Below are 15,612 nucleotides of genomic sequence, written 5' to 3'. Positions count from 1 at the left end.
AGGGGCACGTGCGGCGCGGGTGAACCGGATCGTTCAGGCGACGATCAGAGGTACGGCTCGACGTTCTCGCGGTACGCCGTCTCGATCTGCGGCGCGACCTGCTCGAACGCGGTGGCCGGGTCGGTGCCCTCCAGCACGATCTGCTCGATCGCGTCGGTGAGCAGCGCGTCGGCGCCCGGGACGAACACCCGGATGTAGTCCTGCGAGCGGGCCTTCTCGCCGAGCTGGTCGACCGCGGTGCGGAACTGCGGCGCGGCCTGGTAGACGGCCTTCATGGTGTCGGACTCGACGGCCGAGGTGCGCACCGGCATGTAGCCGGTGGCCTGCGAGAAGGTCGCGGTGTTCTCGGTGTTCGTGAGGAACTCGAGGAACATCGCGGCGGCGAGCTGCTTCTCCGGGGTGCTGGAGGAGGAGATCGCCAGGCCGGTGCCGCCGGTGGGGGTGCCGGTGCCCTCGGGGCCGTCCGGCAGGTAGGCGGTGCCGACCTCGAACTGCGCGGCGTCCAGCGCGCCCTTGAGCGAGCCGGTGGAGCCGACGGTCGACGCGATCAGGCCGGAGGCGAAGTCCGCCATCGAGTCGGTGGCCGAGACGGTCGCGATGGCCTGGTCGCCGTGGAACAGGTCACGCAGGAACTCGCCGCCGGCGAGCGCCTCCGGGGTGTCCAGCGTCACGTCGAAGCCGTCGGAGTACTGGCCACCCTGGCCCCAGATCATGTTCTCGAACCACCAGGCGGACCACGACGTGCCGAGCGACAGGCCGAAGGGCGAGCCGTCGGCGGGCACCTGGGCGTCCAGGGCGGTGCTCCACTCCTGGAGCTCCTCCCAGGTCTCCGGGCCGCGGTCGGGCAGGCCGGCGGCGTCCCACATGGTCTTGTTGTAGTAGAACAGCGGCGTCGAGCGGGCGTACGGCGCGGCCCAGTGCTGGTCGTCGTACTCGTAGTCGCTGTAGAGCGCGGGCTGGAAGTCCTCGGCGTCGGCCTCGAGGTAGTCGAAGACGTCGTCCAGCGGCATGATCTGGTCGTTCAGGTGGTAACGGAACCACCAGACGTCCGAGGCGATCACCAGGTCCGGCTTCTCGTCGGTCTGCGAGGCGGCCTGGAACCGCTGGGCGACCTCGTCGTAGTTGGCGCCGGCGGTCACCAGGTTGACGGTGATCTCCGGGTGCTCCTCGTTGAAGGCGGCGATGAGCTGCTCCTCGACGGCCTGGGACTGGCCGGGGTGGTTGCTCCACCAGGTGATCTCGGAGGCGGGCTCGACCTGCGACCAGTCGGTCGCCTCGGTGCTGGGCGTGTCCGAGCTCTCGGCACCGACGCTCGGACCACCGCAGGCGGTGAGGGCGAGGGTCGTGCCGGCGACGAGGGCCGCGAGCGCGGTGGTCGTCCGGCGACGGCCGGTCAGGGGGTGAGACACGGGTGTGCTCCTTCGGGGGGGTCGTGCGCCGCGGGTGCGGCGCTCGGCGGACGGCCGTGCGAGGGCATGACCGTCGGGGCGACCGGCGGTGGGCCGGCCACGTGGGTGGGGGTTCGTGCGGGGTGACGCCCGGGGTCAGCCGGTGACGGCGCCCGCGGTGAGGCCGTCGACCAGCCGGCGCTGGAGCACCAGGAAGACGACCAGGATCGGCAGGGTGACCACGACGGTGGCGGCGAGCAGCACGCCCCAGTTGGTCATGCCGTCGATGTTCTTCAGCAGGGTCAGGCCGATCGGCAGCGTCATCTTGTCCGGGCGGTCGATCACCAGGAACGGCCAGAGGTAGTCGTTCCACTCGGTGACCACCGACACCAGACCGACCGCCGCGACCGTCGGGGTGCTCATCGGCACCACGAACCGCCACAGCCGCCGCCAGTGCCCGGCGCCGTCCAGCTCCGCGGCCTCCAGGATCGAGGCCGGCAGGGTGAGGAAGTGCTGCCGGAACAGGAAGGTGCCGAAGGCGCTCGCCAGGCCCGGGACGAGGATGCCCTGGTACGTGTTGAGCCAGCCGAGATCGGCGACCAGCGTGTAGTTCGGGATGATCGTGACCTGCGGCGGGATCATCAGCGTCGCGATGACCAGCCCGAACACGATCTTCTTCAACGGGAACTCGAGGAACACCAGCGCGTAGGCGCACATCAGGCCGAGGATCACCTTGAGCCCCGCGCCGACGGCGGTGATGCCGATGCTGTTCGCGAGCAGCCGGGCCAGCGGCACGGTGTCGGCGGCGTCGGCGTAGTTGTCCAGGTTCACCGAGCCGGGCAGCCACTGCAACGGCTGCTGGTAGAGCTCGCCCGGCGTCTTCAGGCTGGCCAGCAGCATCCACACCAGCGGCGCGCCGAGCACGATCGTCGCGAAGACCATCGTCAGGTAGCTGATCACCGGCGGGCGGGTGCGGCGCCCGGGGCGGGAGGACGGCGGGGTGGCGCGGACGGCGCCGCGGTCGCGCGTCGTGCCGGTCGCCCCGGCACCGGCCGTCGTGGGGGTCGCGTCGGCCGGTGCGGGCCGGCGGATCGTCGGGGCGCTCATGCGTAGTGGACCTTCCGCTGGACGAAGCGCATCTGCACGGCGGTGACGGCCAGCAGCACGAGGAAGAGGATCGTGGCGACCGCCGAGGCGTAGCCGGCCCGGCCGTTGACGAAGCTCTCCTGGTACACGGAGTACATGAGCGTGGTCGTCGATCCGAGCGGTCCGCCCTGGGTCATCGCCTGGATGATGTCGAAGGACTGCAGGGAGGCGAGCAGCATCGTCACCAGCAGGAAGAACGTGGTCGGCGTGAGCAGCGGCAGCACGATCGAGCGCAGCGTGCGCGCGTTCGTCGCCCCGTCGAGGGCCGCCGCGTCCTTGAGGTCCTGCGGCACGGACTGCAGGCCCGCCAGGTAGATCAGCGCGACGTAGCCGAGGTTCTTCCAGAGGTAGACCACCACGATCATCACCAGCGGCCAGGGGCGCTGGGTGTACCACTGCGGCGAGGACGCGCCGACCCAGCTCAGCACCTCCCTCATCAGCCCGTAGCGCGGGTCGAAGATGAACAGCCAGAGGATGCCGACCGCGAAGCCCGAGAGCACGTACGGCGCGAAGGCCACCGTGCGGGCGAAGCCGCGTCCGCGCAGCTTCTGGTTGAGCAGCAGGGCCAGGCCGAGGCCGAGCACCATCGCCCCGCCGACCGTCGCGACCGTGAACACCAGCGTGGTGACGACGATCCGGCCGGTGCTCGGGGCGGTGAACCACTCGACGTAGTTCCCCAGGCCGACCGAGCGGGCCTGCGGCGACCCGAGGTTCCACTGGAGCGTCGAGAGGTAGAAGCTCTGGATCAGCGGGCGGTACACGAACACCAGCAGCAGGGCCAGGTTCGGTCCGGCCAGCAGGACGAACCAGAGGAGCGCGGTGCGCCGGCGGCGGCTGCTCAGCCTGCCGGTGCGGGGCGCGTGGAGATCGGCTGTCGTCACGGGAGTCTTCCGCTCGGGGGGATCGGGGCGGTGACCGACATCCGTGGCGGCCTCGACCACGCTAGGCAGGCCCTGAGCGGGTTCTGGACCGCTGGAGCCAGGGTTCCGCGAGCCGTCGCCGGGTGTTCATCGAGGTCGCCCGGAGGACACCGATCAGCCGGTCGGTGTCTGCTCGCACGTCGGGAGGCGGACCACCGCTGGACACCTCGGGGCCACCCGGCGCGGAGCGTCTAGCCTCGGCCGGGTGCGACCCCGATCCCCCGACCCCGCCGTGCGCGCTGCGGTGCGCACCGCGCTGTCGGTGTCGGTGGCGACCGGGCTGTACGGGATCTCCTTCGGCGCGCTGTCCGTCGCCGCCGGCCTGGACCTCGCGCAGACCATGGCGCTGAGCCTGCTCATGTTCAGCGGCGGCTCCCAGTTCGCCGCGATCGGGGTGATCGGGGCCGGCGGCGCGATCGGCGCGGTGGTCGGCACGGCCGGGCTGCTCGGCGCGCGCAACGGGCTGTACGGCGTGCAGGTGGCGCCGATGCTCGGGGCGCACGGCTGGCGCACCCTGCTCGCCGCCCACCTGACGATCGACGAGTCCACCGCCGTCGGCACCGCGCAGCCCACGTCCCGCGCGGCCCGTGCCGGGTTCTGGTGGACCGGCGCCGGGGTGTTCGTGCTGTGGAACGCCTGCACCCTGCTCGGCGCGCTGCTCGGCGACGCCCTCGGCGACCCGCGACGCTACGGGCTGGACGCCGCGGCGGCGGCCGCGTTCCTCGCGCTGCTCTGGCCCCGGCTGCACGGCTCGGGCGCGGGTGCCGGCGCGGGCACCGCGCGGGTCGTGGCGGCGGCCGCCGCGGTGGTGGCGCTGGTGCTCACGCCGGTGGTGCCGGCCGGGGTGCCGGTGCTGGCCGCCGCGGTGGTGGCGGTGCTGGCGGGCACCTGGGGCGGGACGCCCGACGACGGCACGCGCGGGCCGGGACCGGTGGTGCAGCCGTGAGCCGGCTCGGCATCTGGGTCGCGGTGATCGCCTCGGCGGTCGTCGTCTACCTGACCAAGCTCGCCGGGCACCTGGTGCCGGAGCGGCTGCTCGCCCACCCACGGATCACCCGCACCGCCGCGCTGGTCACCGTGGCGCTGCTCGCCGCCCTGGTCGCGGTGCAGACCGCCACCGCCGACGGCGCGCTGGTGCTGGACGCCCGGGTGGTCGCGCTGGCGGCCGCCGCGGTGGCGCTGGCGCTGCGGGCGCCGTTCGTGGTGGTGGTGCTGGTCGCCGCGGTGGTGGCGGCGGGGCTGCGCGCGCTCGGGATGCCCTGAGCGCGGGGCGAGCGGGCTCAGACCGCGATGCCCGAACCGGTCTGCTAGACCGCGACCGGCGCCTTGATCGCCGGGTGGTGCTGGTAGCCCACGATCTCGACGTCCTCGAAGGTGTAGTCGAAGAGCGAGGCCGCCGGGCGCAGCTCCAGCGTCGGGAACGGGTACGGCTCGCGGGACAGCTGCTCGCGCACCTGGTCGACGTGGTTGTCGTAGATGTGGCAGTCGCCGCCGGTCCACACGAAGTCGCCGACCTCCAGGCCGACCTGCTGGGCGACCATGTGGGTCAGCAGCGCGTAGGACGCGATGTTGAACGGCACGCCGAGGAACAGGTCCGCCGAGCGCTGGTACAGCTGGCAGGAGAGCTTTCCGTCGGCCACGTAGAACTGGAACAGCGCGTGGCACGGGACCAGGGCCATCTTGTCCAGCTCGGCGACGTTCCACGCGGAGACGATGTGCCGGCGCGAGTCCGGGTTCGCCCGCAGGTCGTCCAGCAGCCGGGCGATCTGGTCGACGTGCCGGCCGTCCGGGGTCGGCCAGGAGCGCCACTGCACGCCGTACACCGGCCCGAGGTCGCCGTGCTCGTCAGCCCACTCGTCCCAGATGTGCACGTTCCGCTCCAGCAGCGGCCCGATGTTCGACTCGCCGCGCAGGAACCAGAACAGCTCCTCGGCCATGCCGCGGACGAAGACCTTCTTGGTGGTGATCAGCGGGAAGCCCTGCCGGAGGTCGAAGCGCATCTGGTGGCCGAAGACGCTGCGGGTGCCGGTGCCGGTGCGGTCGGACTTCGCGGTGCCGGTCTCGAGCACCAGCCGCAGCAGGTCCTCGTACGCGGTCGGCACGGTCGTGGTCGCGACAGACGTCATGGCGTCATCGTAGGCGTCGGTCCGCTGGGGGTGCTGGCGCCGCGCCCCCGCGCGACACTGGACGCATGTCCGCGTCGCTGCCGCCCACCGTCGCCGCCCACGTGCCCACGGGGCTGCTGGTGGACGGCGCCTGGCGGCACGCCAGCGGTGGCGGCACCTTCCCGGTGACCGATCCCGCCACCACCGAGGTGCTGTTCGAGGTGGCCGACGCGACGCCGGAGGACGGCCTGGCGGCCCTGGACGCCGCGCACCGGTCCTGGCCCGCCTGGCGCCAGGCGTCCCCGCGCGCCCGGTCCGACCTGCTGCGGGCCGTCTTCGACACGATGACCGCGCGGGCCGAGGACCTCGCCGCGCTGGTCACCGCCGAGGGCGGCAAGCCGCTGGCCGAGGCCCGCGCCGAGGTGGCCTACGCCGCCGAGTACGTGCGCTGGTACGCCGAGCAGGCGGTGCGCCTGGACGGGCTGACCCGGCGGGCGCCGGCGGGCACCCACCACCAGCTCGTGCTGCGCGCACCGGTCGGCCCGGCGCTGCTGATCACGCCGTGGAACTTCCCGATCGCGATGATCACCCGCAAGGTCGCCCCGGCGCTGGCCGCCGGCTGCCCGGTGGTGATCAAGCCCGCGAGCCTGACCCCGCTGACCACCGCGTTCTTCGCCGAGCTGGTCCGCGAGGAGCTGGACGCCCGGGACCTGCCGACCGGGGTCCTCAACGTGGTGCCGACCTCTTCCTCCGGCCGGCTGACCGCCCCGGTGATCGCCGACCCCCGCCTGCGCAAGCTGTCCTTCACCGGCTCGACCGAGGTGGGCCGGGTGCTGCTCGGCCAGGCCGCGCAGGGCGTGCTGCGCACGTCGATGGAGCTCGGCGGCAACGCGCCCTTCCTGGTGTTCGACGACGCCGACCTGGACGCCGCGGTCGAGGGCGCCGTCGCCGCCAAGATGCGCAACGCCGGGCAGACCTGCGTGGCCGCCAACCGGTTCCTGGTGCAGCAGGGCGTGGCCGCCGAGTTCACCGACCGGCTGACCGCGGCCTTCGAGGCCCTGGTGGTCGGCCGTGGCACCGACCCGGGGGTGACCGTCGGCCCGCTGATCGAGCGCGCGGCGGTGGACCGGGTGTCCGAGGTGGTGGCCGAGGCCGCCGACGCGGGCGCCCGGGTGCGCACCGGCGGCGAGCGCCCGGCCGGACGCGGCTACTTCTACGCCCCCACGGTGCTCGACCGGGTGCCGGCGGACGCCCGCGTCGTGCAGGAGGAGATCTTCGGGCCGGTGGCACCGGTGGTGACCTTCGGCGACGAGGCCGAGGGGGTGCGGCTGGCCAACGCGAGCGAGTTCGGGCTGGTCGGCTACGCCTACACCCGAGACGTCGGCCGGGTGATGCGGCTGGCCGAGCAGGTCGAGACCGGGATGCTCGGGATCAACCGCGGCATGGTGTCCGACGCGACCGCGCCCTTCGGCGGCGTGAAGTCCTCCGGCCTGGGCCGCGAGGGCGGCGAGGCCGGCATCGAGGAGTACCTGGAGACGCGGTACGTGGCATTGTGACCCGCATGGGTCCCCTGCTCTCCGCCACCTCCGACGTCTCCGTGCGCCCCGCCGTGCCCGGTGACGAGACCGCCGTCGCCGCCGTGCAGATCGCCGCCTGGCGGGCCACCCACGCCGACCGGCTCGGCGCCGAGGTGCTGGACGGGATCGACGGCGCACGGATGGCCGCCCAATGGCGCGAGGCGATCACCGCCCCGCCCGGCCCCGGCTACCGGGTGCTGGTCGCCATGCACGGCCCCCGCCTGGTCGGCTTCGCCTCGGTGGTCCCGGTGACCGCCCCCGCCGGCAGCGGCGACGACACCCCCGGCGGGGAGATCCTGGCGCTGGAGGTGCACCCCGACGACCGCCGGGTGGGCCACGGCTCCCGGCTGCTGGCCGCCGTGGTCGACCTGCTGCGCGACGAGGACCACGCGACCAGCGTGCAGACCTGGGTGATCGACGGCGACACCGGGCGCGAGCAGTTCCTCGGGTCCGCCGGGCTCGGCGACGTCGGCGCCCGCCGGGTGCTCGGCGAGCAGGACGACCCGCGACAGATCAGCGAGCACCTGTGGGGTGCGGAGATCTGAGCCGGCGCCTGCCCGCTCACCCGTCCGGACCTGCCGGTCACCCGCCCGTGGTGGCCGCCGGGTCCGCCCGGTGAACCCCGGCCGAACATCCGCCGGCGGCGGCGCGGGATCCCTCGCGGACGGCTCCGCGCGGCCGATCGTGCGGGCGTGACACCGCGAACGTCGTGGCGCCGGTCCGACCACGGCCGGGCGCTGGTCGACCTGCTGTCCCCGCCGGTGGTCGTCGACCCGGAGGAGCCGTGCGCGGCCGTGGACGTCGGCTTCCGCACCACCTGGACCGCCGGCTCCGTGCTGGTCGGCCCCCGCGACCCCGCCGGACCGTACGGGCTGGTCTCGCGCAAGGACTTCCTCACGCTGATGACCGGCCGCTACGGCTTCGGGCGCTCGCTGTGGGCGCGCCGGCCGATCGCCGAGATCGCCCGCTGGGACGTGCCGGTGGTCGTGGTCACCGCCAGCCTCACCGAGGCCGCCGCCCGGCTCGCCGAGACCGACGGCTGGTCGGACATGATCGTCACCGCGACCTCAGGAGAACCTGTGGGCATCCTCGACCCCACGACGCTGATGGAGGCGCTGGCCGCCGAGCTGTCGCACGAGGCCTCGCACGACCACCTGACCGGGATCACCTCGCGAGCCGCCTTCGTCGACGCCCTGCGGGAGCGCTGCGCCCTCGCCCGCACCGACGGGGCCGCCGTGGTGCTGGCCTTCCTCGACCTCGACCGGCTCAAGGAGGTCAACGACACCCTCGGGCACACCGCGGGCGACGCGCTGCTCGCCTCGGTGGCCCGCCGGATCGTCGCCAGCACCCGCACCGGCGACGTCGTGGGACGGATCGGCGGGGACGAGTTCGCGGTCGCCCGTCTGCTGCCGCCGCAGACCCCGGACACCCCCTGGCGGGACCAGGCGCTGGCCCTCGGCGAGACGCTGCGCGCCGCCCTGGCCGCCGACGACCCCGAGCTGCCGTCGACCGTACGCTCCGCCGCGAGCGTCGGCCTGGCGATCGGTGCGGGCGCCGGGGTGGACGACGACCGGCTGCTCCGGGACGCCGACCAGGCGATGTACGGCGCCAAGAAGGCGGGCGGCAACCGAGTCCGGCTCGCCGGCGCGGACCTGACCGGGGCCGGCGTCGGTCACGATGCCGAGGGGACGTGGGACGTGCCGCTGCCCGCCGAGATCACCCGGGGTCTCGAGGTGCACTACCAGCCGATCGTCTCCACCGCCGACGGGCTGGCCCGCGAGGTCGAGGCGCTGCTGCGCGGACGGGACGAGGACGGCGCGCTCACCGGCCCCGCCGGACCCCTCGACCGCGCCGCCCACGAGGGCCGGTCCCTCGACCTCGACCTGTGGGTGCTCGAGCACGCCTGCGCCGACCTGGAGCACTGGCAGGGCACCCTCGGCGGCCGGGCGCCGCGCACCGTCAACGTGAACCTGTCCCCTACCGCGCTCACCGCCCCCGGCCTGGCCGCCCGCGTGCTCGACGTGCTGGACCGCACCGGAACCCCGCACGCGGCCGTCCGCCTCGAGCTGTCCGAGGCCGCCACCGCCGCGCAGGTGGACCGGGCGCGCCCCGAGCTGCACCTGCTGCGCGCCGCCGGGGTGCCGATCGCCCTGGACGATCTCGGGGCCGCGCTGTCCGGGATCGCCGGGCTGCGGTACGTGGCGCGCCTGGAGGTCGACGTGCTCAAGATCGACCGGTCCGTGGTCGCCGGGATGCTCGCCGACCCGGTGGACGCGCTGCTGGTGGAGCTGCTGCACCGGCTGGCGCTCGCGCACGGGCTGACCGTCGTCGCCGAGGGCGTGGAGCACGCCGACCAGCTCGACGCGCTGCGGGACGCCGGGGTGCCGCTGGTCCAGGGCTACCTCACCGGGCGCCCGATGCCCGCCGACGCGCTCGCGGAGTTCCTGGTCGCGGTGTGAGGGCGCCTCAGTCGCGCGCTGCGCGCCCGCGGTGGATGCGCGAGGCCGAGCGCAGCGCCGCACGCGCCGCCCGCCGGTCGCCCGCGGCGTCGTAGGCGAAGGCGAGCCGGTACCAGACGCCCCAGTCGTCCGGCGCCGCCTGCTCGGCCTCGGCACGCACCGCCCCGAACGCCTCCAGCGCCGCCTCGCGGTCCACCCGTCCGCCGGGAGAGCGCGGCAGGTCGTCCACCGGCAGCTCGCCGCGCTCGGCCAGCCGGTCGGCCATCCGCTGCACGTCGATCGCCAGCAGCCACTCCCGGGCCACCAGCACCAGCACCAGCAGCGGCAGCAGGCCGAAGGCGATCCCCAGCACCACGCCCACCGGTTCCCCGGTGCGCACCAGCGCCACCGCGCGCCCGGCCACCAGCCAGACGTACAGGGCGAGCAGCGCGGTCAGCGCGACGGCGGCGGCGAGCGCGGTGCGGCTGCGGCGCGGTCGGGGCGCGTCGTGCGCGGGGTCGGGCGTGGTCGGCTCGGCGGGGTCGGTGCCCATCGCGGTCAGCCCAGGTCCAGCAGGTGCTCGAGGCCCACGGTCAGCCCCGGACGGTCACCGATCCGGCGCACCGCGTGCAGCACGCCGGGCATGAAGGACGTCCGGTCGAAGGAGTCGTGCCGGATCGTCAGCTGCTCCCCCGGGTTGCCGAGCAGGATCTCCTCGTGCGCGGTCAGCCCGCGCAGCCGCACCGCGTGCACCCGCACCCCGTCGACGTCCGCACCCCGCGCGCCGTCCATCGCCGTGGTGGTGGCGTCAGGGCTCGGCGCGACGCCGGCCTCGGCGCGGGCCCGGGCGATGGCCTCGGCGGTGTGCCGGGCTGTGCCCGAGGGCGCGTCGACCTTGTCCGGGTGGTGCAGCTCGATCACCTCGACCGACTCGAACCACCGGGCGGCCTTCGCGGCCAGCGTCATGGCGAGCACCGCGCCCAGGGCGAAGTTCGGGGCGACCAGCACGCCGACGCCCGGGGCGCGCACCAGGTGGTCCTGCACCCGGCGCAGCGCGTCGGCGTCCCAGCCCGTCGTGCCGACCACCGCGTGCACCCCGGCGTCGACCAGCGCGTGCACGTGCTGCTCGGTCACCGACGGCACGGTGAAGTCCACCGCGACGTCCACCCGGTCGGCCGTGATCGCCGACAGGTCGTCGTCCGGGCCGATCTGCGCCACCAGGTCCAGGTCCGGCGCGGCCTGCACCGCCTGCACCACCGTCGCGCCCATGCGTCCGGCCGCGCCCAGCACGGCCACCCTCTGTCGTCCGCTCACCCGCCGACCCTAACCGGCGAGCAGCTCCTCCAGCCCGCGCACGCACCGGCGCAGGTCCAGCGGGCTCAGGCCGGTGAACCGCTCGACCTCGCGCGGGGAGAACCCGGCGTCGGCGTACCGGCGCAGGGTCGCGACCACCTGCGCGGCGTCGGTGCCGCCCCGGGTGTCGATCCCGAGCTCGCGCACGGCACAGCTCAGGCGCACGCCGGCCAGGTACGCGGTGGGGGCGAGCCCGACCTCTTCGGCGAGGATCTGGTGCAGGCAGGCCAGCGAGCGGTCGATCGCGCGGGCCAGGTCGATCGGCCGGACCAGCCCGCGCTCCTGCTCGGCGACCGCGCTGATCCGTTCCAGGTCCGCCTGGCGCTCGGCGCTCAGCGGCCGGCGGACGGCGGCGACCAGGGCGCCCTCCAGCAGGCGGGCGGCGCCGTGCGCGGGGTCGGCGGTGTCCCAGCAGGCGCGCATGGTCCCGGCGAGCACGGCCTCGTCGGTGCCGAGCACCTCGCCGAGCGGCGCCACGTCGTCCACCAGCAGCCGTCCGGTGCCGATCCGGGCCAGCGCCCACGGCGTCAGGCGCGCGCCGACCGACCACGCCTCACCGGGCTCGACCACCAGGTGCGGGGTGCTGCGCGGGCCACGCGCCACGCTGCCGACCTGCTGCTGGGTGCGGCTCAGCGGGTCCGACCAGCGCGCGGGCGCACCGAGGCGCACCACCACGGCGCCCCGTCCGTCCGGCAGGGCCACCCGCGGCGGCACCCCGGCGGACGCGCGCACCACCCAGATCTGCTCCACGAGCCCCACGGCGGCCGGCCCCGGGGCGACGACGCTGCGCTCGACCTGATCGACGCTCATGCCGCCATCATGCGCCGCAGGACCGCCCCGCGTCCCGGGACCTGAGGCCCGGACGCGCGCTGGTCGCCGAGAGTGCACGAAAGCACCCTTCGTGCGCCGTGAAGCCTGCATACGTGCAACCTCGGCGCACCCGCGCCCCGCGCCCGCACGCCGCAACGTACGAGAGCGCCCCCGCCAGGTCGGCAGGGGCGCTCTCGGGGTCGATCAGCAGCGGGTCAGTCGCCGAAGGGGCCGACGCGGACGACCGAGCGCGGACGCCCGGCCAGGTCGACGGCCAGCTCCTGCACGTCCGCGGCGGTGACCGCACGCACCCGGTCCAGGGACTCCTGGGTGGACAGCAGCTCGCCGTGCACCAGCTCGGACTTGCCGAGACGGCTCATCCGGGAGCCGGAGTCCTCCAGCCCGAGCACGAGGCCGCCGGACAGCTGCCCGACGGACCGGCGCAGCTCGGCGTCGGTGATCCCGCCGTCGGCGAGCCGCTCGAGCTCGGCGACCAGCAGCTCGGTGACCTGGTCGATCTTGCCCGGCGCGCAGCCCGCGTAGAGCCCGAACACCCCGGTGTCGGCGTGCCCGGAGGCGAAGGAGTACGTGGAGTACGCCAGCCCCCGCTTCTCGCGGATCTCCTGGAACAGTCGGGACGACATGCCGCCGCCCAGCACCGCGTTGAGCACGGAGAGCGTGAACCGGCGCGGATCGGTGGCGGTGAGCCCGGTGCCGCCGATGATCACGTTGCCCTGCTCGGTGGCACGGCGCACGGTCACCCGGGAGGCCCCGGCGGTGACGGGCAGCGCGTCGGACGGACCGCGTCGGCCCGCCGGCACCGCGCCCGCGGTGAGGTCCCAGCCGCCGTCGGCCAGCGCCTGCACGACCTGCTCGGCGAGCCGGTCGTGGTCGACGCCGCCCGCCGCGGTGACCACGAGGGTCCCCGGGCGGTAGTGCTGGCGGTAGTGCTCCCAGACGGCGTCGCGCGGCACGGCCCGGATCGTCTCCGGGGTGCCGCCGATCGGCCGGCCGAGCGGGTGGTCGCCGAGGACGACCGTGGCGAAGCGCTCGTGCACGACGTCGCTCGGGTCGTCGTCGTTCATCGCGAGCTCTTCGAGGATCACCCCGCGCTCGGTCTCGAGCTCCTCGGCGTCCAGGCGCGCGGAGGTGACCATGTCGGCGATGACGTCGACCGCCATCGGCAGGTCCTCGTCCAGCACCCGCGCGTAGTAGCAGGTGTGCTCCTTGCCGGTGGCGGCGTTCGCCTCTCCCCCGACCTCGTCGAACGCCTCGGCGATGTCCATCGCCGTGCGCCGCGCGGTGCCCTTGAACAGCAGGTGCTCGAGGAAGTGCGTGGAGCCGTGGTGGCCGTCGCTCTCGTCGCGGGAGCCCACGCCGACCCAGGCGCCCACCGAGGCGGAGCGCATGCCCGGCACCTGCTCGGTGAGCAGGCGGACCCCGCCGGGCAGGACGGAGCGACGGAAGTCGCCCGCCTGCCCGGCGGTCAGCTCGCTGCCCGGCTGACCGGGTGCGACGAGCGGGAGGTCCAGCGGCACGTCAGGCGTCGGCCGGCTGCTCGGCGGCAGCCTCGCCCTCGGCGGCCTCGTCGACCACGGCGTGCAGCGACAGCTTGCCGCGCGGGTCGATCTCGCCGATCTCGACCTGGACCTTCTGGCCCACGCCGAGGACGTCCTCGACCTTCTCGACGCGCTTGCCGCCGACCAGGCGACGGATCTGCGAGATGTGCAGCAGGCCGTCCTTGCCCGGGGAGAGCGACACGAAGGCGCCGAAGGTGGTCGTCTTGACGACGGTGCCGACGAAGCGCTCGCCGATCTCCGGCATGTGCGGGTTGGCGATCGCGTTGATCGCCGCCCGCGCGGCCTCCGCCGACGGACCGTCGGTGGCGCCGATGTAGACCGTGCCGTCGTCCTCGATCGAGATGTCGGCGCCGGTCTCCTCCTGGATCTGGTTGATCATCTTGCCCTTCGGGCCGATGACCTCGCCGATCTTGTCGACCGGCACCTTCACGGAGATGACGCGCGGGGCGTTCGGGGACATCTCGTCCGGGACGTCGATCGCCTCGTTGAGCACGTCGAGGATCGCCAGGCGAGCCTCCTTGGCCTGGGTCAGCGCGTCGGCCAGCACGGAGGCGGGGATGCCGTCGAGCTTGGTGTCGAGCTGGATGGCCGTGACGAACTCACGGGTGCCGGCGACCTTGAAGTCCATGTCGCCGAAGGCGTCCTCGGCACCGAGGATGTCGGTGAGGGCGGCGTACTTGGTGACGCCGTCCACCGTGTCGGACACCAGGCCCATGGCGATGCCGGCGACCGGGGCGCGCAGCGGCACACCGGCGTTCAGCAGCGACAGGGTCGAGGCGCAGACGGAGCCCATCGAGGTCGAGCCGTTGGAGCCCAGCGCCTCGGAGACCTGACGGATCGCGTAGGGGAACTCCTCGCGGCTCGGCAGCACCGGCATGAGCGCCCGCTCGGCGAGCGCGCCGTGGCCGATCTCGCGACGCTTCGGCGAGCCGACGCGGCCGGTCTCACCGGTGGAGTACGGCGGGAAGTTGTAGTTGTGCATGTAGCGCTTGCGCGTCTCGGGCGACAGCGTGTCGAGCTGCTGCTCCATGCGGAGCATGTTCAGCGTGGTGACACCCATGATCTGGGTCTCGCCGCGCTCGAACAGCGCCGAGCCGTGCACGCGGGGCAGCACCTCGACCTCGGCGGACAGGGTGCGGATGTCCCGCAGGCCACGGCCGTCGATGCGGAAGCCGTCGGTGAGGATGCGCTGGCGGATGACCTTCTTGGTCACCGAGCGGACCGCGGCGGACAGCTCCTTCTCGCGACCCTCGAAGGAGGCGCCGAGCTCGGCCAGGACCTCGGCCTTGACCTCGTCCAGGCGGTTCTCGCGGGTCTGCTTGTCGGCGATGGTCATCGCCTCGCGGATCTTGGCCTCGCCGGCACCCTCGACCGCGGCGTACGCGTCGGGCTGGTAGTCCGGGAAGGTCGGGAACTCGCGGGTCTCCTTGGACGCCTGCGCGGCGAGCGCCTGCTGCGCCTCGACCAGGGCCTTGATGAACGGCTTGGACGCCTCGAGGCCCTCGGCCACGACGGCCTCGGTCGGGGCGACGCCGCCCTCGTCCTTGATGAGGTTCCAGGACTTCTCCGGCGCCTCGGCCTCGATCATCGCGATGGCGACGTCGCCGCCCTCGACGACGCGGCCGGCCACGACGATCTCGAAGGTGGCGCGCTCACGCTCGGTGTACCGCGGGAAGGCGACCCACTGGCCGTCGATCAGCGCGATGCGCACGGCGCCGACCGGGCCGGAGAACGGCAGGCCGGAGATCTGGGTGGAGATCGACGCGGCGTTGATCGCCAGCACGTCGTAGGCGTCGTCCGGGTGGATCGCCAGCACGGTGACGACGACCTGGACCTCGTTGCGCAGGCCCTTGACGAACAGCGGGCGCAGCGGGCGGTCGATCAGGCGGCAGGCCAGGATCGCGTCCGTCGAGGGGCGGCCCTCGCGACGGAAGAACGAGCCGGGGATCTTGCCGGCGGCGTACTGCCGCTCCTCGACGTCCACCGTCAGCGGGAAGAAGTCGAACTGGTCCTTGGGGTGCTTGCCCGCGGTGGTCGCGGACAGCAGGGCGGTCTCGCCGTCGAGGTAGGCCATGGCGGAGCCGGCGGCCTGCTTGGCCAGACGGCCGGTCTCGAAGCGGACGGTGCGGGTGCCGAAGCGACCGTTGTCGATCACGGCCTCGGCGAACTGGATCTCGGGACCCTCCACGGGTGCCCTCCTTCTCTTCGAAGGCGCCGACCGGCTCACGGCGGTCTTCGACCGTGGTGCCCGGACCGCTCAGGCGTTCCGGGCGCCACTACCGAGGACCGGACGCA

General features: G+C 74.0%; 14 protein-coding genes. 5 read left to right on the top strand and 9 right to left on the bottom strand.

The window, feature by feature from the left end; genetic code table 11:
* Window positions 1-44: 44 nt before the first annotated feature.
* The 3 genes from ACZ5HG_RS07690 to ACZ5HG_RS07680 all read right to left on the bottom strand — a co-directional run bounded on the left by ACZ5HG_RS07690 (window position 45) and on the right by ACZ5HG_RS07680 (window position 3,415).
* Window positions 45-1,409: an ABC transporter substrate-binding protein gene (locus ACZ5HG_RS07690; RefSeq protein ID WP_464181554.1), complete on the bottom strand. Its 1,365-nt coding sequence runs from the start codon at window positions 1,407-1,409 to the stop codon at window positions 45-47.
* 135 nt (window positions 1,410-1,544) lie between these two features.
* On the bottom strand, window positions 1,545-2,495 hold the full coding sequence (locus ACZ5HG_RS07685; RefSeq protein WP_464181552.1) for a carbohydrate ABC transporter permease: 951 nt from the start codon (window positions 2,493-2,495) through the stop codon (window positions 1,545-1,547).
* Complete coding sequence (locus ACZ5HG_RS07680) at window positions 2,492-3,415, bottom strand: carbohydrate ABC transporter permease (protein ID WP_464181550.1); 924 nt, start codon at window positions 3,413-3,415, stop codon at window positions 2,492-2,494. Before ACZ5HG_RS07680 ends, ACZ5HG_RS07685 begins: the two co-directional genes overlap by 4 nt.
* A 244-nt stretch (window positions 3,416-3,659) precedes the next feature.
* Between ACZ5HG_RS07680 and ACZ5HG_RS07675 the strand changes: the two genes are divergently transcribed.
* Both ACZ5HG_RS07675 and ACZ5HG_RS07670 read left to right on the top strand, forming a co-directional pair.
* Window positions 3,660-4,400: an AzlC family ABC transporter permease gene (locus tag ACZ5HG_RS07675; protein ID WP_464181548.1), complete on the top strand. Its 741-nt coding sequence runs from the start codon at window positions 3,660-3,662 to the stop codon at window positions 4,398-4,400.
* Window positions 4,397-4,717 (top strand): AzlD domain-containing protein, encoded by a 321-nt coding sequence (locus ACZ5HG_RS07670; RefSeq protein WP_464181546.1) that lies wholly within the window; start codon window positions 4,397-4,399, stop codon window positions 4,715-4,717. Before ACZ5HG_RS07675 ends, ACZ5HG_RS07670 begins: the two co-directional genes overlap by 4 nt.
* Before the next feature lie 44 nt (window positions 4,718-4,761).
* Here ACZ5HG_RS07670 and ACZ5HG_RS07665 read toward each other — a convergent pair whose 3' ends face one another.
* Window positions 4,762-5,580 carry a thymidylate synthase gene (locus ACZ5HG_RS07665; protein ID WP_464181544.1) on the bottom strand — a complete coding sequence of 273 codons (819 nt, stop codon included), beginning with the start codon at window positions 5,578-5,580 and terminating at the stop codon, window positions 4,762-4,764.
* A gap of 65 nt (window positions 5,581-5,645) precedes the next feature.
* Between ACZ5HG_RS07665 and ACZ5HG_RS07660 the strand changes: the two genes are divergently transcribed.
* The 3 genes from ACZ5HG_RS07660 (at window position 5,646) to ACZ5HG_RS07650 (ending at window position 9,595) form a co-directional block, all read left to right on the top strand.
* Window positions 5,646-7,115 (top strand): NAD-dependent succinate-semialdehyde dehydrogenase, encoded by a 1,470-nt coding sequence (locus ACZ5HG_RS07660; RefSeq protein ID WP_464181542.1) that lies wholly within the window; start codon window positions 5,646-5,648, stop codon window positions 7,113-7,115.
* 5 nt (window positions 7,116-7,120) lie between these two features.
* Complete coding sequence (locus tag ACZ5HG_RS07655) at window positions 7,121-7,681, top strand: N-acetyltransferase family protein (protein ID WP_464181540.1); 561 nt, start codon at window positions 7,121-7,123, stop codon at window positions 7,679-7,681.
* Between the two features lie 147 nt (window positions 7,682-7,828).
* On the top strand, window positions 7,829-9,595 hold the full coding sequence (locus ACZ5HG_RS07650) for an EAL domain-containing protein (protein ID WP_464181538.1): 1,767 nt from the start codon (window positions 7,829-7,831) through the stop codon (window positions 9,593-9,595).
* Window positions 9,596-9,602: 7 nt separating this feature from the next.
* Here the strand turns inward: ACZ5HG_RS07650 and ACZ5HG_RS07645 are convergent, their stop codons facing one another.
* The 5 genes from ACZ5HG_RS07645 to ACZ5HG_RS07625 form a co-directional block, all read right to left on the bottom strand.
* Window positions 9,603-10,127, bottom strand: coding sequence for a hypothetical protein (locus ACZ5HG_RS07645; protein ID WP_464181536.1), 525 nt, complete (start codon window positions 10,125-10,127; stop codon window positions 9,603-9,605).
* A 5-nt stretch (window positions 10,128-10,132) separates the two neighbouring features.
* A complete protein-coding gene (gene dapB / locus ACZ5HG_RS07640; RefSeq protein ID WP_464181534.1) occupies window positions 10,133-10,888 on the bottom strand; it encodes a 4-hydroxy-tetrahydrodipicolinate reductase in 756 nt (251 codons plus the stop codon).
* Between the two features lie 9 nt (window positions 10,889-10,897).
* Window positions 10,898-11,737 carry a helix-turn-helix domain-containing protein gene (locus ACZ5HG_RS07635; protein WP_464181531.1) on the bottom strand — a complete coding sequence of 280 codons (840 nt, stop codon included), beginning with the start codon at window positions 11,735-11,737 and terminating at the stop codon, window positions 10,898-10,900.
* 215 nt (window positions 11,738-11,952) lie between these two features.
* A complete protein-coding gene (locus ACZ5HG_RS07630; protein WP_464181529.1) occupies window positions 11,953-13,275 on the bottom strand; it encodes a M16 family metallopeptidase in 1,323 nt (440 codons plus the stop codon).
* Between the two features lies 1 nt (window position 13,276).
* On the bottom strand, window positions 13,277-15,505 hold the full coding sequence (locus ACZ5HG_RS07625; protein ID WP_464181528.1) for a polyribonucleotide nucleotidyltransferase: 2,229 nt from the start codon (window positions 15,503-15,505) through the stop codon (window positions 13,277-13,279).
* Window positions 15,506-15,612: the final 107 nt, after the last annotated feature.

It is taken from the genome of Cellulomonas sp. GTC20042, from assembly GCF_055389595.1.
This window is presented reverse-complemented; position numbering and strand designations above follow the sequence as displayed.